Genomic DNA, 20,999 nt, shown 5'->3' on the forward strand with positions numbered 1-20,999 from the left:
TCCTGGAAGCAGTGCGCTTCCAGGAGCTTGCAAACTCTAGGCGTTGGCTTCCAGATGCTTGGCTGCCAGCACGAGATAGTGATCAGCGTTGGTCTTCAACCCGGCGACTTCTTCATCGCTCAGTTCGCGGCGGACCTTGGCAGGAACTCCGGCAACCAGTGAACGCGGCGGAACCTGCGTGCCTTCCAACACCAGTGCACCTGCAGCAACCAGCGACTGCTCGCCAATCACCGCGCCATTCATGATGGTCGCGCTCATGCCCACAAGGCAGCCGTCACCTACGGTGGTGCCATGCACCACAGCCGAGTGGCCCACCGAGATGCCCGCACCCAGGGTGCAAGGAAAACCTTCATCGGCGTGAAGCACGACGTTGTCCTGCAAATTGGTGCCTTCACCCACACGAATCGGCGCCGAATCGCCGCGCACGGAGACGCCATAGAAGGCGCTGGAGCGATCCGCGAGGACGACATCCCCGCTCAACACTGCGGTGGGTGCGACAAAAACGTTCTCGCCGACCTGTGGAGTCGACCCGTCAATAGTAATCATGTGGCTCATGCCACCTACTCTAATTGGCTCAGGCGCACGGGGCGAGTCACGAGAAGACGATGGTGCGCTGGCCGTCGAGCATCACGCGATGCTCAGCATGCCACTGCACAGCGCGGGTCAGCGTCCGGCCCTCCACGCTGCGGCCCAGCTCAACGAGCTGCTCGGCGGTGCGGGTGTGCGAGACGTGGGTGACTTCCTGGTCGATGATCGGACCTTCATCGAGGTCCGCGGTGACGTAGTGCGCGGTGGCACCGATCAGCTTCACGCCGCGGGCATAGGCCTGGTGGTACGGCTTGGCGCCCTTGAATGAGGGCAGGAAGGAGTGGTGGATGTTGATGACCCGGCCTTCCATGCGCTCGCAGAGCGAATCCGAAAGGATCTGCATGTAGCGGGCAAGCACCACCAGTTCGATGCCGTAGTCCTCGGCGAGCTTGAGCAGCTCAGCCTCGGCCTGGGACTTGTTCTCCTTGGTCACCGGCAGGTGCACGAAGTCCACCCCGTAGAAATCGGCCATCGGCTTCAGATCCAGGTGGTTGGAGACGATCACCGGCACATCGATGGGCAAGGTGCCAGCACGCTGGGCGAACAGCAGGTCGTTGAGCGCATGCCCGGCCTTGGAACACATGATCATTGTGCGGGTGCGCTTGGCGCCATCGTCCACACGGAGGGACATGTGGAAATCGTCGCGGATGGGCGCGAGCCCCGCGCGGATCTGTTCCAGGGACTGCTCGGTGGCTACCTCGATGCGCATGAAGAAGGTGCCGGTTTCGGGCGAGAGGAACTGCTGGGACTCGGTGATATTGCAACCGGCACCCAGAAGACCCCCGGAAATGGCATGGACGATGCCGGGACGGTCGATGCAAGATAGGGTGACGATGAAATTGTTCATGCATTGAGATTAACCGGCTGGCGCGCTGCATGCACATTCGTCTCGGTGGAGTTACACAGTTAGGCGTCGAAGCTACTGGATCATCAGCAGGTTTCCGCACTCAGCCGAGGTGCTTTATGCGTCTTCAAAAAACACCGTGCGAACTGATGATCAATACCTGGCCGCGCTATGACATGATGTCTATAAATTTGGCATTTTCACGCTTGGGGAAACACATGAGGCTGCTGCATCGTTTTACTTCGGTTATAGGCGCCACCGCCTTGGTATTCGCCGGGCTCGTGCCCCCAGCCCACGGTGCTATCAGCCCTGCAGACTGCTTCGAGTACATGGATGAGACCGCTAGTGTCGTCGTGGGTTTGTCCTGCAAGAACGTGGCATCGTTGCAGGAACTGCCGATGACGCGCGATATCCAGTGGATCGGCGTCGACACCCAGAAGGAGCAGGCGCTCGGTGGGCTGGAAGTCCTGGCCGCCAACCCCCAGTTGCAATCGGTGCGGATCAATAAGGCTCCACAGGAAATCATCGCGGAACTAGCCAAGCTGCCAGTGCTGGAGTCACTGTCATTGACATTCCCCAAGGGGCAGCAGGTGCAGCTGGCTGGGCTGGGACAGTTGTCTGACCTGAAGGAACTTGAAGTGCTCGCCACGAGTTCGACGGATTATCGCTGGGCCAAGGATCTGTCTGATCTCGAAGTACTGGATCTGGCCAGCTACACCAAGCCGCTCATCGAACTGAAGATCGGTGCCAGCACGGAAATTGAACCGGTGATCACGGTGGATGGCAGTGTGCTCAAGCCGTGGGAATACACCCGCGAACGAATCCTGGGCCAGATCAGCCCCACCGGATTCACCGCGAACAAAGCTGGATTCGCGGGTGTGGCGGCTGAACTCACCGACTTCGAGGCGGTGATCCCGGGACAGGAGAATCTGAAGTCTGTCAGCTACGCAGCCAGCTGGCACATTGGCGTGCGCGATACTGCCCAGCTCGGCCGAATTTCACTGAACAGGAACCCGTCGCTGGCGGGCCATGACGCGGCGGTCGTGGGAGATGCCCTGCTGGCACCGACAACCAATTACCCATACACGGCCCTGCAGTGGACCCGCAACGGGGCACCGATTCCCGGTGCCGTGGGAGAGAGCTACCAGCTGGTGCGCGAAGACTCCAAGAAAGTCATCGCGCTGAACTATGAGACGAAAGCAGTTCGTCAAAACGGCGAAGTATGGGTCCCCTCGGCGCAGGGGACGATGAAGTACGGAGCGCCGATTGCCGCGACAGTCGCCTCGATCGCCAAGCCGACGATCAGCGGCAGCAAGATCGTGGGACAGAAGCTCACCGCTTCCCTCGACGCCGCATACTTCCCGGAGTTCACACGCCATTATCAGTGGCTAGTCGACGGTTTCGAGATTCCGCGGGCTACCGCGAAAACCTATACCCCACCTCAGTCCTATGCCAACCGCAAGATCGCCGTGCGGGCAACTCTGCACGCGGCGGACGGAGAATCGGTATGGCTGCCGGCCAGCTCGGCAGTCAAGGTCGTCAAGGGTACGATCACGGTTGCCAAGCCTCAGGTCTCCGGAACCGCAAAAGTCGGTTCGAAGCTCACCGCCAAGGCCGCTACAGCGGCTCCAGCCGCTCAGTCCACTAAGTACCAGTGGCTGCGCAGCGGCCAGAAGATCAAGGGCGCCACGGCAAAGAACTACACGCTCAAACCGGCAGATCTGAACCAGCGGATCTCGGTTTCGGTGGCCTATGCCAAGACCAACTACACCACCAAGACCGTGACCAGCACTGCGACCGGGAAGATCGCAGCCGCCAAGCTCAAGGTCTTGAAGAAGCCGGTGATCACCGGCAAGAAATCCACCGGCAAGACCTTGAAAGCCACGGCAGGCAGCTACAACACTAAAAACGTGAAGATCTCCTACCAATGGACGCGCTCCGGAAAGATCATCCCCAAGGCCACCAAGCCGAACTACAAGGTCGTCAAAGCCGATGCCCGGAAGACCTTGGGCGTGTGGGTGACGGTCTCGAAACCCGGCTACACCACTGTGGTAACCAAGGTGAGTAAGAAGTAACTGGGCACGCTATACCGCAATAGCGGACAGGAACTTGCTGGCTGCCAGCGCCGCCTTCCTCCCGGCCCGGGTAGCACCCAAAGTCGAGGCCGACGCGCCATAGCCGACGAAGAACAGCCCGGGCACCGCCACGGCGGCCACCCCATCCTCCATCAGGATGCCGCCTTGAGCCGTGTGCAGTTTCAGATCGCGCAAATGCCGGTGGGCATGCCGGAAGCCGGTTGCCCACAGGATCGCATCGATCTTTTCGCCTGACCCGTCGGAGAAGACGACGGCGTCGGATTCCAGATGGTCGATCTTCCCCCGCGAAACCAGCGCCCCGGAGGCGATCCCGGCACGCATCTTCTCGGTGAGCAGCAACCCGGTGGTGCCCACCACCGACTTCGGCGGCAGTCCCGCACTGGTGCGCTCGTTGACCTGGCGCTCCACTTGCTGGCCCCATTCGGCTCCGGTGGGAACCTCGCGCCAGTCCGGTGCGCTGCGCGTGGACCACAGGGTATCCACGCCGGCAGCGCGCAACTGCACGATGAACTGGGTGGCACTGGCGCCGGCCCCGACCACCAAAACGCGCTGCCCGGCGAATCGCTGCGGGGAGACGAAGCCATTCGTGTGCACCTGCGGACCGTCGAAGTGCCCGGGGTAGACCGGCCAGAACGGATTGCTCCAGGTTCCGGTGGCGTTGATGATGGTGCGCGACCGGTAATCCGCATCGGCGTGCACCACGAAGTTTTCTCCGTCGTTTTCGACCGAGGTCACCGGTGCGCCGTGGCGTACCGGCAACGCGAAGCGCTGTTCGTATTCCGCATAGTATTCGGACACCACTTGCGAGGCCGGCCGGGTGGAATCCTGCACCTCGAGCGGGAAATCGGGCAAGGGGTGGATATGATGCGCGTCGCCCAGCGTGAGGGTATCCCAGCGGTGCTGCCAGGCCCCGCCGGGTGCAGGGTTTGCGTCGAGCACCAGGAAGTCGATGCCGCGCTTGGCCAGATGGTAGGCGGCGGCAAGCCCGGCTTGCCCTGCGCCGATCACGATTGTCGAGTACACGCTTAAGGTAACCCTGCGCACTTCAAAGTCATTCCCGCAGCCATTTTCGCTACACTGGAACGCGTGACTGGCGTTAGGTGGGTAACCACCAGGGAGCTAATCGTGCGAGCCGCGCGCCTGGGTTTGCACACCACCCGCCTTGGGAACAGGGCACCTACGGAAGGAACAGCGTGAGCGCACGCATTCTCGACGGCAAGGCCACCGCGGCCGCCATCAAGCAGGAACTGGCCGAACGCGTTGCCAAGCTCAAGGCTGCCGGGCACACCACCGGACTGGGCACCATCCTGGTTGGCAACGACCCGGGCTCGGCCTGGTATGTCGGCGGCAAGCACAAGGACTGCGCCGAAGTGGGCATCGAGTCGATCCGCGTGGATTTGCCCGAGGAAACCACCCAGGACGAGCTGCTGGCCAAGGTGCGCGAGCTGAACGAGAACCCGGACTGCACCGGCTATATCGTGCAGCTGCCGCTGCCCAAGCACATCGATACGGATGTCATCCTCGAAGCCATGGATCCTGCCAAGGATGCCGACGGCCTGCACCCGATGAACTTGGGCCGCCTGGTCGCCAACGTCAACCGCCCGATGGCCTCCCCGCTGCCATGCACCCCGCTGGGCTGCGTGGAACTGCTGGCCCGCCACGATATCGACCTGAACGGCAAGCACGTGCTGGTCCTGGGCCGCGGCGTGACCATCGGCCGCCCGGTAGGACTGCTGCTGACCCGCCGCGACGTGAACGCGACCGTCACCCTTGCCCACACCGGCACCACCAATCTTCCTGAACTACTCGCCCAGGCCGATGTCATCATCGCCGCCGCTGGCGTGCCGCACGTCATCAAGGCCGACGCCATCAAGGAAGGCGCGATCGTGCTGGACGTGGGCGTTTCCCGCGTGGATGGCAAGGTCACCGGCGACGTTGATCCGGCTGCCGCCGAGGTCGCGTCGTGGATCTCGCCTAACCCGGGCGGCGTGGGTCCGATGACCCGCGCGATGCTGCTGAACAACGTGGTCGAGGCCGCCGAGCGCAACGCCCGCTAACGCGAAAGCTCCCAAGGGCCGGTTCCATGCGGAACCGGCCCTTGGCCTATGTGCTGGCGATTGCGCAAGGGGTCTAGGCGACCGGCTGCCTATCCTCGAGAGGAACGCGTCGGTCGAAGACCAATGCCCCGACTTCCTGCTCGGCCTGATTGGTGATGGACAGGTTAATCCCGGCTCGATCCCGCACCAGGCTGACGGCAATCAGCGAAACCGCCGTGATGCCGATCAGATAGAGCGCTACTGCGTCCGTTGACCCGGTGGCCTGCACCAGCGCGGTGGCAATCATCGGGGCGAAAGCACCGCCAAGAATTGCACCGAGCGCGTAGGAGATCGAGACGCCGGAGAATCGCACCGAGGCTGGGAACAGCTCGGAGTACAGCGCCGCCTGCGGACCGTAGGACAGACCCAAACCTACTGCGAACAACGCAAAGCCAAGGTACAGCATCGGTAGGCTGGCGGAGTTCACCATCCAGAACAACGGGAAGATGCACAGCAGCTGGCTGGTGAAGCCAATCTGGTACGTGCGTTTACGGCCGATCTTATCGGCCATGATCCCCGAGAGCAGGGTGAAGAGGAACCACATGACGGCACCGAAGGAGACCGCCAACAGTACCTCGGTGCGGCTGAACCCAACCGGTCCTTCAGGATTAGTCATGTAGGCCTGTAGGAATCCGCCGGTAGTCATATATCCAGCGGCGTTGTTTCCCGCGAAGATCAGCGCCGCGATGAGCACCAATGCCCAGTGCTTCTTGAACAGCAGCAGTACCGGCACCTTGGTTTGGGCCTTCTTGTCTGCGATTTCCTGGAAAATCGGGGATTCATCCACGGCACGACGGATGAAGAAGCCGACAACCACGAGTAGCACCGAGAGCAGGAACGGCACGCGCCAGCCCCAGGCCACGAAGGCTTCACCGGGGGAGATGACGCCGGTCATCAGCGCGGTGACCGCCGAAGCGAGCAACATGCCCAGTGGCACACCCAGCTGCGGATACGAACCTGCGCGCGCTCGACGGTCAGCTGGGGCGTGCTCCACCGCCATCAGCACGGCACCGCCCCATTCGCCACCCGCGGAGATGCCTTGCAGGATGCGAAGGACTAGCAGCAGGATCGGTGCCAGAATTCCAGCGGTTTCAAAGTTGGGCAGTAAACCGATCAAGGTGGTGGATGCCCCCATGAGGGTGAGCGTGAGCACCAACATGGCGCGCCGGCCAATCTTGTCGCCGAAATGCCCGGCGAGAAATGCGCCAAGCGGGCGGAATAGGAAGGATATGCCCACCGATGCGAAGGCTAGCAACAGCCCGATCTGCTCGCCTGCAGGTTCGAAGAACAGGTGCGCGAAGACCAGCCCGGCGGCCGTGGCGTAGATGAAAAAGTCATACCATTCGATGGTGGTGCCGATGATCGTGGCCATGGCCACTCGGCGTTGGTTGGTGCTAGGAGCGGAGCTCATAATCAGATCCTTGCGGTTATCTGGCAGGAGCCAGGGTGAGAAGTTCCTTGAGCGTGTTGCGCTCGAGCATTTCTGCCGTGATCGGCATGCCGGAGGCCAATAGTTTGCGTGCCGCCTGATGATCGGCGGGCCGGTTGACGGATTCGACGGCGACCAGCAGACCCTCGCGCAACAGGGCGAGGGAGAATTTCCCGGTGCTCGGCTCTCCAAGCACCAGCTGGGTGTCCTGCGGTGCCCCGAGCCCGGCGATCTGGACCTTGATCTTGTTCTGCGTGCTCCAAAACCAGGGAACCTGCCCGTATTCGGTGGGTATATCGGTGAGTGTGCGGGCTAAGGTGCGGGCCTGGTCGGTGGCGTTCTGCACGGATTCCAGTCGGCACCTGCCCGTTGTGGACGGGTAGTTGGCGCAGTCGCCCAGAGCGTAGACCCCGGCGTGGCTGGTCTGCAAGGTGGCATCCACGACGATGCCATCCTGGATGCGCAGGCCAGCGCCGGCCGCCAGCTCGGTGTTCGGGAGCACCCCGATGCCATAAAGCACCAAGTCTGCATCGAGTATTCGACCCCGCGTCGAGTGGACTTGGAGTGCTCCGGCGACGTTCTCGATCCGCGCCACGCCCTCTTCGTTGTGCACGTCGACGCCGTGGGCACGATGCTCGGCCGCCAGCCAATCGGCGGTGGTGGAACTTAACGCCCGGTTCAACGGGCGGGGGCCGGTAGACAATACGCTGACACCGATGCCTTGTGCGGCTGCCACCGCCGCGAACTCCATCCCGATGAAGCCGGCACCGATGACTACCGCACGCTGCGCGTTCTTCAGCTTTTCCCGCACGGCTTTGGCATCGGCAAGGGTGCGCAAGGGGTACACCGCGTCCAATTCAGCGCCTGGGCAGGGCAGGTCGCGGTTCCGGGCACCGGTGGCGAAGACCAATTTCGTGTAGTCCAGCAGCTTCCCGTTCGATAGGGTCACGGTGCGCGCGGCGGTATCTACCGCGACGGCGGTCATCGAATGCACCGTGATCGCCTGCCGAACGTAAAACTCGGGCGCGCGTAGCGGGAGTACGGCATCGCAGCTGACCAGGTCCTTGGACAACGGCGGGCGCTGGTAGGGCAAAGTGCCTTCGTCGTCGATGAGGTCGATCGCGCCGGCAAACTGCTGCTCGCGCAGCGAGTCGGCCAGCTGGACTCCGGCGTGGCCGGCGCCGATGATGATGATGCGCTCCATGCTCACACCTGATCGCTGGGAATGCTCACGTGCAGGCTTTGGCCGGCACCCACCGAGATCTGGCAACCGAGCCGGCTGAATTCGGAGCGCGGTGCGGTGGTGCAGTCCAGCATTTCTTCCTCGTCGTCGGCTATTGCAGGCAGCTGGGCTGCATCGGCCGGGTCGACGTAGACGTGGCAGGTGGCGCACATGGCTTGGCCGCCGCATTCGCCGACTACCCCCGGGACGCCCCGGGTGACCGCGGCACGCATGACGTTGGTGCTTTCGGCGAGCTCGACCTCGGTGGCAGTGCCGTCGGGTTGGGTAAAGATGATGGTAGGCATAATTCCTTCTTAGAAAAGTACTGGCATTTTGGTCATGCCGCGGAAAACCCAGCCGGCATCGGTGCTGGCCTGCTCGGGGTCAAGACGCAGCTGCGGCAGCTGGTCGATCACCGCGGGCAGAGCGACCTGGGCCACCTGGGCGCGGGCGATCCAGGTGCCGGCGCAGAAGTGGACCCCGCCGCCGAAGGCCAAATGCGGCTTCTTCTCGCGGAAGATGTTGAAGCTTTCGGGATCCTCGAATATCTGCGGGTCGCGATTGGCTGCGCCGAGCACCACCCCAAGCCGGGCGCCGGCGGGCAATTCGATCCCCTCGAGCACCACCGCCTGGGTCGTCTCCCTCGGGTACATGCCGATCGGGGCGATCCAGCGCACCGACTCCTCGAAGGCCTTGGCGTGAAGCGCCGGGTCTTTGCGCACCGCGGCCAGCTGCTCCGGGTGGTTCAGCAGCGCCCAGACGGTGTTGGCCAGCACGTCACGTGGTTCATTGAGCCCGCCGCCGATGGTCATCTTCAGGTTGGCGCGGATCGCTTCTAGCGGGATTGGCATGGTGGCCAGGTTGGAGAGCAGCGAGTGGTCAGGGTTGGCGGCGAGGTACGGGATCATTTCGTCGATGGCGGCGTCCACCTCGGCCGAGGACTGCGCTGCCTTGGCCCAGATCTGCGGGTCGTCGGCATAGTTGCCGGTGCCATCGATCATGGTTTGGCTCCAGCGCTGCATATCCTGCTGGGTGGCATTGTGGAATCCGCAAATCAGGCGTAGGTTCTCCGCGGTGTAGGGAGCCGCATAGTCCCAGACGAAGTCGGCGCCGGGACCCGCCTCCCGCAGGTTTGCCAGCCAGGTGGCGTGGTTTTTTTCGAAAATGCCCATCCAGTGCTTCTTGATGGTGCCCGGACGCAGGGTCGCTCCATAGGCATCGCGGTCCACCTGGTGTTCCGGGTTGTCCTTGCGCAGCATCGAGTGGCCCATGGAGCGTTTCATCAGCGAGTTGCGCTCGTTTGCGGAGAAACGCGCCTCATCCTGTTCGATCTCATGCGCGGCGGCGTAGGAGGTCACCATGTAGCGGTTGACCGCCGGAACCCAGTGCACCGGTGCCTCCTCCCGTAGGCGCTGGTAGATCGGGAACGGGTCCTGGTGCAGGTCTTCGATGCGTACCCAGTCGGCGACCGGGGCGGGGTGGCCGGGGGTGCTGGCTGGGGCAGCCGCAGGGGCTGGGGTGGCAGTGGCCCCGCTGAAGGGGCAGGTTACGGTATTCATTCGTTCTCCTCGGAGTTGCTTCTCACTTCAGTGTGAGGCGTGTCATAACCTCGGGTAAAGTGGTTATTATCGATGAGCATCCGCGGTTTTAGTGAGGTGATGATGAGATATACGTTGCGCCAAATCGAATGCCTGCGCGCCGTGGGGCAATATGGTTCCATCGCCGCCGCAGCGCAGGCACTGATGCTGTCGGCTTCGGCTGTAAGCGGTGCACTTAACGAGCTCGACCGCGCATTCAATACCCAACTGACCGTCCGTCGCAAAGCGCATGGCGTGAGCCTGACCGCATCTGGTGAATATGTGCTAACAGAGGGGCGCAATCTCTTGCAGCTGGCCGAAGACCTGGACGCGATGGCCGCCGAGGCCGGGGCGGTGCTGCGCGGACGGGTGCGCATTGGGTGCTACCAGTCGCTGGCGCCGACGGTCCTAGTTGAATTGCTCGACGAGTACCTCAAGCGCTACCCGCAGGTGCAGGTGGATTTCTTCGCCGGCACCCAAGAGCAGATTCACCGGAAATTGCAGGCCGGGGAGCTGGATTTGGCGGTGGTGTATGACTTCGGCATGCCCGATGGGCTCAAGCAGCGCGTGCTGCAGATCTCCGAACCGGTCGTGGTCCTGCCGCCAGCGCATCCGTTGGCGCAGCAGCCCAAGATCGCTTTGGCACAACTGGTTTCCGAGCCGATGATCCTTCTTGATGTGCAACCCAGCCGCGAGCATACGAATATGCTCTTCGCGGCCGCCGGGTTGACCCCGTGGATCCGGTACCGGACTACCGATTTTGAAGCCACCCGTTCGATGGTTGCGCGCAATATGGGTTACGCGATCCTGATCCAGCGTCCGCAGGGAGATCGCTCCTATGAGGGCAAAGAGCTGGCCGTGCGCGGCATTCATCCGGTGGTCAGCAAGGTCCGGGTATGTCTGGTGAGTCCCGAGGCGCTGCGACCATCGCGTGCGGTGGCCGCCATGCATGAATTAGCTGTAGCGCTGCACTAAAAATGGCCCGTTCCAAAAGGAACGGGCCATTTGCATGGAGATTAGGCGTCCTGGGTGGACTTCACTGCTTCAGCGCGGCGCTTGTCGAAGACCAGCGCGCCCACTTCCTGCTCCGCTTGGTTGCGGAAGGACAGGTCGATTCCGGCCCGGTCGCGGATCAGCGAGACCGCGGTGAACGAGATTGCGACGACGATCAGCAGGTAGATGGCCACCGCGGTGGTGCCGCCGGTCGCCTGCACCAGCGCCTGGGCGATGGTCGGTGCGAACGCGCCGCCGACGATCGCGCCGATCGCGTAGGAGATCGATACGCCGGAGAAGCGTACCGAAGCCGGGAACAGCTCCGAGTACAGTGCCGCCTGCGGGCCGTAGGTCAGCCCCAGTCCGATGGAGAACAGGCCGAAGGCCAGGTAAAGCAGGCCCAGCGAGCCGGAGTTGACCAGTGCGAAGACCGGGAAGAGCGAAGCTGCCAGAACAATGAAGCCGATCTGGTAGGTGCGCTTGCGCCCGATCTTGTCGGCCAGCAGGCCAGCGACCAGGGTCATGACCAGCCACACGGCGGCGCCGAAGGCCACAGCGACCAGCACGTCGGTGCGCTCCAACCCGACCGGGCCATCAGGGTTGGTTGTGTAGGCCTGGAAGAAGCCGCCGGTGGTCATGTAGCCTGCGGCGTTGTTGCCGGCGAAGACCAGCGCGGCAATGAGCACCAGTGGCCAGTGCTTCTTGAACAGCACCAGGATCGGCACAGCGGTCTGAGCCTTGTTCTCGCTGATTTCCTCGAAGACCGGGGACTCGTCCACCGAGCGGCGCACGAAGTAGCCGACGGCGATCAGGATAATCGACACCAGGAACGGAACGCGCCAGCCCCATTCGAGGAACGCATCGCCGGGGGAGATCACCCCGGTCATCAGCGCCATGGTGCCCGAGGCCAGCAGCATGCCCAGCGGCACGCCCACCTGCGGGTAGGAGCCTGCGCGGCCGCGGTGGCCGTCGGAGGCGTGCTCGACGGCCATCAGCACTGCGCCGCCCCATTCGCCGCCAGCGGAGATGCCCTGCAGGATGCGCAGCAGCAGCAGCATGATCGGCGCCCAGATGCCTGCGGTCTCGTAGGTCGGCAGCACGCCGATCAGCGTGGTGGCTGCACCCATCAGCGCCAGGGTCAGGACCAGCATCGCACGGCGGCCGATCTTGTCGCCGAAGTGCCCGGCCAGGAATGCGCCCAGCGGGCGGAAGAGGAAGGACAGGCCGACCGAGGCGAAGGAGATCAGCAGCGCGATCTCCTGGCCTGCTGGTTCGAAGAACAGCTGGCTGAAGACCAGGCCTGCTGCGGTGGCGTAGATGAAGAAGTCGTACCACTCCACGGTGGTTCCGATGACCGTCGCGAAAGCTACGCGGCGCTGGTTGGCCTTGGCGGCCTTGGATTGTGTCATAGTGCTTCCCTTGCGAGTGGTACCGAGGCGTCGATCACTGGCACCTGAGTTTTGGGTCACTCCAGTGTGGCACCAAGCACAAGTAAGGTAAACTTCAAATATCTGCAAAACTTCTGAAGGCTGGCTTATGTATTCGATGCGCCATCTGGAAATCATGGCTGAACTTCCCGCCCACAGCACGCTCGGTTCGGCGGCCAGCGAATTGAGAATCTCGGAATCGGCCTTGTCGCAGGCTATTACCGCCATCGAGAAGCATGCCGGGGAGACGTTGTGCCTGCGCCGCAAGGCCCACGGGATCCGGCTCACCGCGTCCGGGCAGCACTTCGCCGCCATGGCCCGGAAGATCCTTTCCGATGTCGGCGAATTGCGTGCAACATTCCCGCAAACGGAAGGAGCGCTGCGCGGGCCGGTGCGCTTCGGCTGCTTCGCTTCGCTCTCTCCGCACCTGATTCCGGCCACGCTGGAAGGGTTCGACCACCCCGAGGTGCAGCTCGATGTGCGCGTAGGCACCCACGAGGACTTGCTGCCGGCCCTGCGAGAGGGCGAGATCGATGTCGCTTTCGTCTATGACCTGAAGCTGCCCGCGGACATGGACAAGCAGAGGATCTACCAGACCGAGATGCAGGTCGTGCTGCATCCCGAGCACCGGCTGGCCAACCTCGCCCGGCCGCTGGAATTGGCCGACCTGGTCGACGAATCGCTGATCATCTACGAGTCCGACCCGAGCACCGAGCACCAGCAGCAGCTCTTCGCCTCCCAGGGCCTGCAGCCCAGGATCGCCGCCTCGGTCCCGCAGATGATCCTGGTCTCCGCGATGGTGGGCCGCGGCCTGGGCTACGGGCTGCTCATGCGCCGCCCGAACAATGCCGAGGTCTCCATCGAGGGCCGCCCGCTGGCCTTCCGCGAGCTCAAGGCCCCCAACTACCCGAACGCGGTCGTGGCGATCACGCCCAAGGGGGTCCAGATCCCGGCCCGCGTCCAGGCGCTGATCGACCACTGCACCTGCGCGATGGCTGAGTCCTGGTAGACGCGCACCCCCGGGGCGCGCATAATGGCCACATGATTGGCACGTGGCAGGCCATGGTCATCGACTGCGAGGACCCCGATGCACTGGCCGGATTCTATGAACAGCTCCTCGGGATGGTGCGCATCGACAACGAGCCCGACTGGGTTTCCATTGGCGATGCGCCGGACCATCCTGCGCTCGCCTTCCAGGCGGTCAGCCCGTACGTGGCCCCGCAGTGGCCCGGGCATGTGCACCCGCAGCAGGCGCATATCGACGTGAAAGTCGCCGACCTGGACCTGGCCGAAGAACAGGTGCTGCACCTCGGTGCGCGCTCGACCGGGGAAGGGTCGAAGACCTTCAGGGTCTATCTGGACCCGCAAGACCACCCGTTCTGCCTGGTGAGCTGGTAGCCGCGTAGGCGATCTTCGCCGCCTGCAGCCGGGTCGAGACCCCGAGCTTGGCCAGCACCTGGGAGACATGCGTCTTCACGGTGCTCTGCCCGATGCCCAGCCGCTGCGCCAATTGCGGGTTGCTCAGCCCTTCGGCCAACCCGTCGAGCACCTCGCGTTCCCTGCCGGTCAAGCCATCGGGCAGTTTCGCGGTGCCGGGTTCCGGCGCCAGCGCCCGGGCCAGGATCCGCGAGGTCACCTGCGGATCCAGCACCGATTCGCCGCGGGCCGCGGCCCGCACGCCCATGATGATCGCCTGCGGTTCGGCGCTCTTGAGCAGGAACCCGTGCGCCCCGGCCTGCAGCGCGCCAAAAAGGTACTGGTCGTCGTCGAAGGTCGTGAGCACCACGACGCGGCTGCTGCCGTGCAGCGCCTTGGTGGCCTCGATGCCATCGAGCACCGGCATGCGCAGGTCCATCAGGATGACGTCGGGGGACAGGGCACGGGCCATGGAAATGGCCGATCGCCCGTCGGCCGCTTCGCCCACGACTTCCAGGTCTTCCGCGGCCTGCAGCACCAGCCGGATCCCCATGCGCACGGTCGCATGGTCATCGACGATCAGGACTTTCACGGCTTCTCCATTGCTTCAATTGGTCCGGGGAATTCGACGCGCACCTCGAAATCCGGGCCGGTGCGGACCCCGAACCGGCCATCGAGCGCGGCGACCCGGGTGCGGATATTCTCCAGCCCGGTGCCCGCCCCTGGGCCTCGGCTGGTGTTGGGCCGCAGGCCGTTGCTCGCCGTGATCGCTAGGCCCTGGTCCTGGATCACGCTCAGTTCCAGGGTAGTGCCCGGCGCATGCTTGGCGTGGTTGACCAGCAGCTCGCAGACCGTGCGGTGCGCGGCGGTATGCACCGCTGGGCTGAAGCGCTGCGGATGCGCGACCCGGTACTCCCAGCGCACCGGGCTGCCGAATCCGGCCACCAGCTCAGGCAGATCCTCGATCCGCGCCTGCAGCGCAGGGCCCCCGGCATGCAGCATCCGCACCATCGCGGCCATGTCTTCCAAGCCGGACACCGACTCATCGCGGATGCTCTGCAACGGAGCCCGCACCTCCTGGGGTGCGGCCGGAAGCAGGGCGCCGGAGAGCAGGGCGATTGACGAGAACCTGGCCGAGAGCACGTCATGCATCTCGCGGGCCAACGCAGTGCGCTCCTGGACGCGGGAAAAGTCGTGCTCGGCGACCAGCTGGTCCTCGCGGGCATCGGCCGCCGACTGGACAGCCTGCGCCCGCTGGGCTTCGGCCCGGGCCAGCTCCTTGGCGGTGCGCACATTCTCGGCCCAGAGCATCGGGGTGAAGAGGATGAAGCCGGCCATGAACAGGGCCAGCACCACCTCCTGCGGATTCCCGGTGCCCAGCCAGGTGGCGATGGCCAGCGAGATGGCGGCCAAGCACAGCAGCGCCAGCGCCACCGTCCGCGTGCGCACCGAACCGAGCAGGAACAACCCGAAGACGCATTCGAAGACCAGGAAGTACCCGCCCAGGCTTCCCACGGCCAGCAAGCCGGCGCCGGCGAACAGCATGGCCACGGAGCTGGCTACGAGAAAACGGCGACGGACCAGCACAGCGGCCAAGCCGATGAGCAGCAAGACGATCCATTCGTACCCGCGGATCGCGAACCATGGGGGATTGGCCAGTCCCGAAAGATGCAAGATGGCGGTGAGCACCAGATAGGTGCCGACGACCTCGGGTTCCTTGTCGCCGCTGCCCATCCGCCGAATGAAGTCCATGCTTCCAGCATCCCCGAACTGGCTGCCCGCCGGTATCCCCCTTAAGGAGGAGAAGGCGCAGCCCACTGGCCGATACCGCGATCCGGCAGGCCGCGGAACAGTGGAATCCATGGACATCATGACAAGCAATCCCGAACTATCCCTTCTCATCCTGGCGCTGATCGATTCGACCAGCATCGGCACCCTGGTCATTCCGCTGTGGCTGCTGCTGCGGGGACGCCGTGAGGCCATCGCCAAGGTCCTGGCCTACCTGCTGGTGATCGCCGGCTTCTACTGGGTCATCGGGGTGCTGCTGCGCAGCGGACTGCTGCTCATCGACCCGGCCATCTTCGAGCACCGGTTCTTCCGGCTGGCGGCAATGGCCGCCGGGGCGCTGATGATCATCTGGGCGCTCACCTACCGCACCGATGCGCAGAAGGAAGCCAGCGCACGGAAAGCCAGCGCACGGAAAGCTCTCGCGCATGGCGGGGCGGCATCGGCAGCGCCGGAACCGGCGGACCCCGCCGGCCAGGTGCCGCTGCGCCTGCGCAGCCGCTTGGGCACTGCGCTGGATACCCGCACCGGGTTGATTGCCCTGGCCCTGTTCGCCGGCCTGCTGGAACTTCCCACGATGCTTCCCTACCTCGCAGCCGTTGGCGTCATGCAGGGCGCCGGCTGGGGCACCGGCCTGCAGCTGCTCGCGCTGGTCGGCTACTGCCTGGTGATGATCGTCCCGGCATTGGTGCTGGTTGGCGCGCTTGCGCTCGCCGGGCCGCGCATCGAGGCCTGGCTGCAGAAAATGGGGGCCAAGGCCTCGGCCTACGCCCAGGAAACCCTTGGCTGGGTGGTGGGCATCGGCGGATACCTGCTGATTCGCGCGAGCCTTTCCGGGCAGGACCTGCACAGCCTGTTCGGCTAGCCACGCTGTGGGCGAAAGGGCACGGTTCCAATTGGCTTGAAGCGGGGTAATGATGCGAGAATTGACGGCATGGAACCTCTAGGCAGCAGCGCGAAGCAGGGCAGGAAAGTCACCCTGAACGCATCAACTTTGGCAATGTCCGTCATGGTCATCGTCCTTCTGGTGGCAGTGGTATTCGCTGCCAACTCCAACCAGATCGTCGGCTGGTTTGTAGTCGTCATCTCCGCCGGTTGGCTGCTGCTGGCCGCATTCATGATGTTCGGCCTCAAGCGGGGCGCCGAGAAGATCAACAACTCGCTGCGCGAAGCCACCGCGGCGGCCACCCCGCGCGCCCAGCCCGGCACCGTGGTGGTTGACGAAGCCACCAGCCAGCGCGACATGAAGCTGGATCACTCGTTCAAGATCGTCCAGGTCCAGGCACGCGTGATCGCCGAACAGCGCCAGAGCCGGGGCGAGGATCACGAGGGCATGATCGACCGGGCGCTGGAGACGATCCAGATGACCGCGACGAATGCGCGGGACATGATCAAGCCGGCCAAGCCGATGGATGGCGAAATCATCGACTAATTGTCCAGGGCAACGCGCAAGCGTTGCCCTTTTTCGTTGCCCGCGTTCCGGCGCAGGCCAGATCAGCGCGTAATCGATCGCATAATTTTGTAAGCTGGAATAGTGATACCTACCAGTGTGGAAATTCTCAACAAGGACGCTGGCGCGCTGCGCGTCGCGTCGGTCAACGTCAACGGCATTCGCGCGGCCTACAAGCGCAATATGGCGGACTGGATCGCCGCCCGTGACGTGGACATCCTGTGCCTGCAGGAAGTACGCGCACCGGACAAGATCCTGCGCGACCTGATTGGCGAGGGTTGGCATATCCTGCATGCCGAGGCCAAGGACAAGGGCCGCGCAGGCGTCGCCGTCCTCTCGCGCACCGAGCCGGTAGCCGTGCGCGAGCACATCGGCGAGGACTACTTCGCCGAATCCGGCCGCTGGGTCGAGGCGGACTTCGATATCAACGGCGAGAGCTTCACCGTCGTCTCGGCCTACGTCCATTCCGGCGAGCTGGGCACCCAGAAGCAGGAAGACAAGTACCGTTTCCTGCAGCGCATGAACGTGCGCCTGATGGAATTGAAGACCGAGAAGGACCACGTCCTGGTGGTAGGCGACTTGAACGTCGTGCACACCGAAAAGGACATCAAGAACTGGAAGCCGAACCACAACAAGCGCGCCGGCGTGATGGACGAGGAGATCGCCTACTTCGACGGGTTCTTCGGTGAGATCGGCTACAAGGATGTGGCGCGCGAGCTGGCCGGCGACGTGCAGGGACCGTACACCTGGTGGTCCTTCCGCGGACAGGCCTTCGACAACGACGCAGGTTGGCGCATCGACTACCACATGGCCACTCCGGCGCTAGCCGCCAAGGCCATCAAGTCCCACGTAGACCGTGCCTCGGCCTACGATTTGCGCTTCTCCGACCATGCACCGCTGGTCGTCGACTACCAGTTCTAAGGAAAACCATGGAAACAACCCGTCCCCGCGTCCTGTCCGGAATGCAGCCATCGGGCGATTCGCTGCACCTGGGCAATTACCTGGGCGCGCTGGTCAACTGGGTCAAGACCCAGGATGACCACGACGCATTCTTCTTCATCCCGGACATGCACGCGATCACCGTCTCGCAGGATCCGGCGGAGCTGCGCGCGCGTACCCGAAAGACCGCTGCGCAGTTCATCGCCGGCGGCATCGACCTGGACAAGTCCACCCTGTTCGTCCAGTCGCAGGTCCCCGAGCATGCGCAGCTGGCCTGGGTGCTGAACTGCATCACCGGTTTCGGCGAAGCCAGCCGCATGACCCAGTTCAAGGACAAGTCCTCCAAGGGCGGCGCGGATGCCGCCAGCGTCGGGCTGTTCACCTACCCGGTCCTGATGGCCGCGGACATCCTGCTCTACCAGCCCGAAGGGGTCCCGGTAGGCGATGACCAGCGCCAGCATGTGGAGCTGGCCCGCGATCTGGCCAAGCGCTTCAACCACCGTTTCGGGCAGACCTTCACCGTGCCAGAGGCGTTCATCCCCAAGGAGGGCGCACGCATCTACGACCTGCAGAACCCGACCTCGAAGATGTCCAAGTCCGCCGAATCCCCTGCCGGCTTGATCAACGTCCTGGATGAGCCGAAGCTGATCGCCAAGCGCATCAAGTCCGCGGTGACCGACGCCGGGTCCGTCGTGGCCTACGACAAGGCCGAGAAGCCGGGCGTTTCGAACCTGCTCGATATCCTGGCTGCCGTGACCGGCAAGCATGTGCCAGAACTGGTCAACGAGTTCGAAGGCAAGATGTACGGGCATCTGAAGGTGGCTGTGGCAGAAGCCGTGGTGGAGCAGCTGGCTCCCATCCGCACCCGTACCCTGGAGCTGCTCGATGATCCGGCGGAGCTGGATCGCCTGCTGCTTGCCGGTGCCGCCAAGGCGCGCGTCGTGGCGTCGAAGACCGTTGCCGATGTCTACCAGAAGGTCGGCTTCCTGCCGCCGCTGGGAGTCTAAGAGCCAATGGTTTTCGAGTACACCCTGGGCGTGGTGATCCCGGTGCCGCAGCCGCACCGCGAGACTCTGCGCGCGTGGCGCCAGGAATACGGGGGAGAGGCCACCGCGCCGATTGCCCCGCATATCACCTTGGTGTCCGGGTCGTACCTGAATTCCTGGGAGAAGGCGGCTGCCCAGGTGCGCCGGGTGGCCGCCACGACGGAGCCCTTCACCATCCATCTGGGTCCGGCCCGGACCTTCCGGCCGGCCAGCGAAGTAGTCTTCCTGCCGCTGGAAACCGGAGCGGACGAATGCTGGAAGCTGCACCGCGCGCTGCTGGGCGACGCGCTGAGGCACGAATCGGCTTTCGCCTACCATCCGCACCTGACCATCGCGCAGAACGTGGCTGCACGGCAATTGGACGCCGCGCAGGCAGCATTGGGCGAGGCGCACCTGTCCTTCGCAGCGGATCGTATCCATTTGTTCGATACCCGTGGCGGGGATTGGAACTTCAGCGAGCAGATTCCGCTGGGTTCCTCGCTTGCCTAGTTCACCCTGCAGAAAACGCCAGCCTCGCGGCTGGCGTTTTCCGTGTCGGCTGGCGAGTCACTTCTGGCGGACGTTGGCCTCGATCTTCGCTCCGGTATCGGCGTCGATGTTCTTCCAGTATTGGATCGCGTTGGACAGCACCGGCTCGATGACGCCATCCAGCGCCCCGGTGACGGTGTCCACCAGTTCGGCGCGCTGGGCATCATCCATCACCTCGCGGACCAGGATGCCGGGTTGTACGAAGTCTCCGTCGTCCTTGCGCAGCGTGTAGGCCTCGCGGACCAGCTCGCCGTCGGACTCGAAGGCATTTTCCGCAGGTCCGGTTTCATCGCTCCATGAATCCCCGAAGGAGTTCGGCGCATAGACGCTGCGATCCCCGGTGTGATCGTAGGTCATGCTCCCCTCGAAGTTGTACGAGTGGACCGGGCACTTGGGCTTGTTCACCGGCAGCTGCTGGAAGTTGGTGCCGATGCGGTAGCGCTGCGCATCCGCGTACGCGAAATTGCGTCCCAGCAGCATCTTGTCAGGACTCATCCCCATGCCCGGGACCATGTTCCCGGGGGAGAATGCGGCCTGCTCGATTTGCGCGAAGAAGTTCTCCGGGTTCCGGTTCAGCGTCATGGTGCCGACCTTGATGCGCGGATAGTCCTTCTTGGACCAGACCTTGGTCAGGTCGAAGGGGTTGAACCGGTAGGTCTTGGCTTCCTCGTAGGGCATGATCTGCACGTACAGGTCCCACTGGGGAAAATTTCCGGCCTTGATGGCATCGAACAGGTCGCGACGGTGGAAGTCGGCGTCGGATCCGGCCAGTGCCTCGGCCTGGGCCCCGCGCATGGTCTCGAACTTCTCGGACTGCTTGTTCAGGAAATGGTACTTGACCCAGAATTTCTCTCCGGCAGCATTGACCCACATGTAGGTGTGCGAGCCGTAGCCGTTCATTTCGCGCCAGGTCTTGGGCAGGCCGCGCTGACCCATGATGTAGGTGACCTGGTGGGCGGATTCCGGATTCTGCGTCCAGAAGTCCCACTGCATGGTTCCATCGCGCAGCCCCGAATCGGGCAGCCGCTTCTGGGAGCGGATGAAGTGCGGGAACTTCATCGGGTCGCGCACGAAGAACACCGGCGTGTTGTTCCCGACCAGATCGAAATTGCCTTCGGAAGTGTAGAACTTCATCGAGAAGCCGCGCACATCGCGCCAGGTGTCGGGAGAGCCGAGCTCGCCGGCAACGGTGGAGAAACGCATCAGCGTTTCGGTTTTCACGCCAGGCTGGAACAGGGCCGCCTTGGTGTACCGGGATACGTCCTCGGTGGTTTCGAATTCGCCGAAGGCTCCGGAACCCTTGGCATGCGGGCGGCGCTCGGGAACATTCATCCGGTTGAAATGCTGCAGGGTCTCGACCAGATGATGATCGTGCAGCACGATGGGGCCGTTGGCGCCCACCGTCAGCGAGTTGCGGTCGCTGGCCGCCGGGATTCCTGCTTGGGTTGTCGAGGTGGTTTCTTCACTGGCCATGTTTGCTCCTCAGCTAGGTGGTGCATTGGGAAAAGGGCGAGTCCTGCCCATCATGCCACGCGAAGCGGGGGCGTTGAAGGGATGCAAAAG

General features: G+C 63.7%; 21 protein-coding genes. 10 read left to right on the forward strand and 11 right to left on the reverse strand.

What is annotated here, in order from left to right:
• Positions 1–36: 36 nt before the first annotated feature.
• Positions 37–555, reverse strand: a complete 519-nt coding sequence (locus ACWICV_RS11150; RefSeq protein ID WP_454091025.1) for a gamma carbonic anhydrase family protein — start codon at positions 553–555, stop codon at positions 37–39.
• Positions 556–592: 37 nt separating this feature from the next.
• Positions 593–1,435 (reverse strand): formyltetrahydrofolate deformylase, encoded by an 843-nt coding sequence (purU, locus tag ACWICV_RS11155; RefSeq protein ID WP_105661680.1) that lies wholly within the window; start codon positions 1,433–1,435, stop codon positions 593–595.
• Between the two features lie 215 nt (positions 1,436–1,650).
• Here purU and ACWICV_RS11160 point away from each other — a divergent pair, with 215 nt between their 5' ends.
• A complete protein-coding gene (locus tag ACWICV_RS11160) occupies positions 1,651–3,507 on the forward strand; it encodes a hypothetical protein (RefSeq protein ID WP_454152492.1) in 1,857 nt (618 codons plus the stop codon).
• Positions 3,508–3,516: 9 nt separating this feature from the next.
• Here ACWICV_RS11160 and ACWICV_RS11165 read toward each other — a convergent pair whose 3' ends face one another.
• The gene (locus ACWICV_RS11165; RefSeq protein ID WP_402472664.1) at positions 3,517–4,551 is read right to left on the reverse strand and encodes a flavin-containing monooxygenase; all 1,035 of its coding nucleotides are present in this window, start codon (positions 4,549–4,551) and stop codon (positions 3,517–3,519) included.
• Positions 4,552–4,721: 170 nt separating this feature from the next.
• Between ACWICV_RS11165 and ACWICV_RS11170 the strand changes: the two genes are divergently transcribed.
• On the forward strand, positions 4,722–5,585 hold the full coding sequence (locus tag ACWICV_RS11170; RefSeq protein WP_402472663.1) for a bifunctional methylenetetrahydrofolate dehydrogenase/methenyltetrahydrofolate cyclohydrolase: 864 nt from the start codon (positions 4,722–4,724) through the stop codon (positions 5,583–5,585).
• Between the two features lie 73 nt (positions 5,586–5,658).
• On the opposite strand, the gene ACWICV_RS11175 is transcribed toward ACWICV_RS11170, so the two are convergent.
• Genes ACWICV_RS11175 through ACWICV_RS11190 form a run of 4 tightly spaced genes read right to left on the reverse strand, consistent with a single transcriptional unit; the run spans position 5,659 to position 9,834 of the window.
• Positions 5,659–7,035 (reverse strand): MFS transporter, encoded by a 1,377-nt coding sequence (locus ACWICV_RS11175; RefSeq protein WP_402472661.1) that lies wholly within the window; start codon positions 7,033–7,035, stop codon positions 5,659–5,661.
• Between the two features lie 16 nt (positions 7,036–7,051).
• Positions 7,052–8,257 carry an NAD(P)/FAD-dependent oxidoreductase gene (locus ACWICV_RS11180; protein WP_402472658.1) on the reverse strand — a complete coding sequence of 402 codons (1,206 nt, stop codon included), beginning with the start codon at positions 8,255–8,257 and terminating at the stop codon, positions 7,052–7,054.
• A 2-nt stretch (positions 8,258–8,259) separates the two neighbouring features.
• Entirely contained in the window at positions 8,260–8,580 is a 321-nt protein-coding gene (locus tag ACWICV_RS11185) for a 2Fe-2S iron-sulfur cluster-binding protein (RefSeq protein ID WP_402472656.1), read from the reverse strand.
• A 9-nt stretch (positions 8,581–8,589) separates the two neighbouring features.
• Positions 8,590–9,834 carry a cytochrome P450 gene (locus tag ACWICV_RS11190; protein WP_454091027.1) on the reverse strand — a complete coding sequence of 415 codons (1,245 nt, stop codon included), beginning with the start codon at positions 9,832–9,834 and terminating at the stop codon, positions 8,590–8,592.
• Between the two features lie 99 nt (positions 9,835–9,933).
• Between ACWICV_RS11190 and ACWICV_RS11195 the strand changes: the two genes are divergently transcribed.
• Positions 9,934–10,827 (forward strand): LysR substrate-binding domain-containing protein, encoded by an 894-nt coding sequence (locus ACWICV_RS11195; protein WP_402472652.1) that lies wholly within the window; start codon positions 9,934–9,936, stop codon positions 10,825–10,827.
• Between the two features lie 41 nt (positions 10,828–10,868).
• Here ACWICV_RS11195 and ACWICV_RS11200 read toward each other — a convergent pair whose 3' ends face one another.
• The gene (locus tag ACWICV_RS11200; RefSeq protein ID WP_454091028.1) at positions 10,869–12,254 is read right to left on the reverse strand and encodes an MFS transporter; all 1,386 of its coding nucleotides are present in this window, start codon (positions 12,252–12,254) and stop codon (positions 10,869–10,871) included.
• Positions 12,255–12,381: 127 nt separating this feature from the next.
• Here ACWICV_RS11200 and ACWICV_RS11205 point away from each other — a divergent pair, with 127 nt between their 5' ends.
• Both ACWICV_RS11205 and ACWICV_RS11210 read left to right on the forward strand, forming a co-directional pair.
• A complete protein-coding gene (locus ACWICV_RS11205; RefSeq protein ID WP_454152493.1) occupies positions 12,382–13,281 on the forward strand; it encodes a LysR family transcriptional regulator in 900 nt (299 codons plus the stop codon).
• A 32-nt stretch (positions 13,282–13,313) separates the two neighbouring features.
• Complete coding sequence (locus ACWICV_RS11210; protein ID WP_105657413.1) at positions 13,314–13,670, forward strand: VOC family protein; 357 nt, start codon at positions 13,314–13,316, stop codon at positions 13,668–13,670.
• On the opposite strand, the gene ACWICV_RS11215 is transcribed toward ACWICV_RS11210, so the two are convergent.
• Positions 13,618–14,280, reverse strand: coding sequence for a response regulator (locus ACWICV_RS11215; RefSeq protein WP_454091029.1), 663 nt, complete (start codon positions 14,278–14,280; stop codon positions 13,618–13,620). The genes ACWICV_RS11210 and ACWICV_RS11215 overlap by 53 nt on opposite strands.
• Positions 14,277–15,440, reverse strand: a complete 1,164-nt coding sequence (locus ACWICV_RS11220) for a sensor histidine kinase (RefSeq protein ID WP_454091030.1) — start codon at positions 15,438–15,440, stop codon at positions 14,277–14,279. Before ACWICV_RS11220 ends, ACWICV_RS11215 begins: the two co-directional genes overlap by 4 nt.
• 109 nt (positions 15,441–15,549) lie before the next feature.
• Here ACWICV_RS11220 and ACWICV_RS11225 point away from each other — a divergent pair, with 109 nt between their 5' ends.
• The 5 genes from ACWICV_RS11225 (at position 15,550) to ACWICV_RS11245 (ending at position 19,397) form a co-directional block, all read left to right on the forward strand.
• Positions 15,550–16,338: a GAP family protein gene (locus ACWICV_RS11225; protein WP_402472636.1), complete on the forward strand. Its 789-nt coding sequence runs from the start codon at positions 15,550–15,552 to the stop codon at positions 16,336–16,338.
• 69 nt (positions 16,339–16,407) lie between these two features.
• Positions 16,408–16,905, forward strand: coding sequence for a hypothetical protein (locus ACWICV_RS11230; protein WP_105661688.1), 498 nt, complete (start codon positions 16,408–16,410; stop codon positions 16,903–16,905).
• Between the two features lie 102 nt (positions 16,906–17,007).
• Entirely contained in the window at positions 17,008–17,844 is an 837-nt protein-coding gene (locus ACWICV_RS11235) for an exodeoxyribonuclease III (protein WP_402472633.1), read from the forward strand.
• 8 nt (positions 17,845–17,852) lie between these two features.
• On the forward strand, positions 17,853–18,869 hold the full coding sequence (trpS, locus tag ACWICV_RS11240) for a tryptophan--tRNA ligase (protein ID WP_105661690.1): 1,017 nt from the start codon (positions 17,853–17,855) through the stop codon (positions 18,867–18,869).
• Positions 18,870–18,875: 6 nt separating this feature from the next.
• Positions 18,876–19,397: a 2'-5' RNA ligase family protein gene (locus ACWICV_RS11245; RefSeq protein ID WP_402472630.1), complete on the forward strand. Its 522-nt coding sequence runs from the start codon at positions 18,876–18,878 to the stop codon at positions 19,395–19,397.
• A 57-nt stretch (positions 19,398–19,454) separates the two neighbouring features.
• Here the strand turns inward: ACWICV_RS11245 and ACWICV_RS11250 are convergent, their stop codons facing one another.
• Positions 19,455–20,909, reverse strand: coding sequence for a catalase (locus tag ACWICV_RS11250; protein ID WP_402472627.1), 1,455 nt, complete (start codon positions 20,907–20,909; stop codon positions 19,455–19,457).
• Positions 20,910–20,999 lie beyond the last annotated feature (90 nt).

Source organism: Glutamicibacter sp. NPDC055354, assembly GCF_053644955.1.

Coding starts and splice junctions, on each gene's coding strand:
- ACWICV_RS11150 (WP_454091025.1), bottom strand. CDS start 555: ATGAGCCACATGATTACTATTGACGGGTCGACTCCACAGGTCGGCGAG.
- ACWICV_RS11245 (WP_402472630.1), top strand. CDS start 18,876: ATGGTTTTCGAGTACACCCTGGGCGTGGTGATCCCGGTGCCGCAGCCG.
- ACWICV_RS11195 (WP_402472652.1), top strand. CDS start 9,934: ATGATGAGATATACGTTGCGCCAAATCGAATGCCTGCGCGCCGTGGGG.
- ACWICV_RS11210 (WP_105657413.1), top strand. CDS start 13,314: ATGATTGGCACGTGGCAGGCCATGGTCATCGACTGCGAGGACCCCGAT.
- ACWICV_RS11250 (WP_402472627.1), bottom strand. CDS start 20,909: ATGGCCAGTGAAGAAACCACCTCGACAACCCAAGCAGGAATCCCGGCG.
- ACWICV_RS11225 (WP_402472636.1), top strand. CDS start 15,550: ATGGACATCATGACAAGCAATCCCGAACTATCCCTTCTCATCCTGGCG.
- ACWICV_RS11200 (WP_454091028.1), bottom strand. CDS start 12,254: ATGACACAATCCAAGGCCGCCAAGGCCAACCAGCGCCGCGTAGCTTTC.
- ACWICV_RS11190 (WP_454091027.1), bottom strand. CDS start 9,834: ATGAATACCGTAACCTGCCCCTTCAGCGGGGCCACTGCCACCCCAGCC.
- ACWICV_RS11185 (WP_402472656.1), bottom strand. CDS start 8,580: ATGCCTACCATCATCTTTACCCAACCCGACGGCACTGCCACCGAGGTC.
- ACWICV_RS11220 (WP_454091030.1), bottom strand. CDS start 15,440: ATGGACTTCATTCGGCGGATGGGCAGCGGCGACAAGGAACCCGAGGTC.
- ACWICV_RS11180 (WP_402472658.1), bottom strand. CDS start 8,257: ATGGAGCGCATCATCATCATCGGCGCCGGCCACGCCGGAGTCCAGCTG.
- trpS (WP_105661690.1), top strand. CDS start 17,853: ATGGAAACAACCCGTCCCCGCGTCCTGTCCGGAATGCAGCCATCGGGC.
- ACWICV_RS11230 (WP_105661688.1), top strand. CDS start 16,408: ATGGAACCTCTAGGCAGCAGCGCGAAGCAGGGCAGGAAAGTCACCCTG.
- ACWICV_RS11160 (WP_454152492.1), top strand. CDS start 1,651: ATGAGGCTGCTGCATCGTTTTACTTCGGTTATAGGCGCCACCGCCTTG.
- ACWICV_RS11205 (WP_454152493.1), top strand. CDS start 12,382: ATGTATTCGATGCGCCATCTGGAAATCATGGCTGAACTTCCCGCCCAC.
- purU (WP_105661680.1), bottom strand. CDS start 1,435: ATGAACAATTTCATCGTCACCCTATCTTGCATCGACCGTCCCGGCATC.
- ACWICV_RS11175 (WP_402472661.1), bottom strand. CDS start 7,035: ATGAGCTCCGCTCCTAGCACCAACCAACGCCGAGTGGCCATGGCCACG.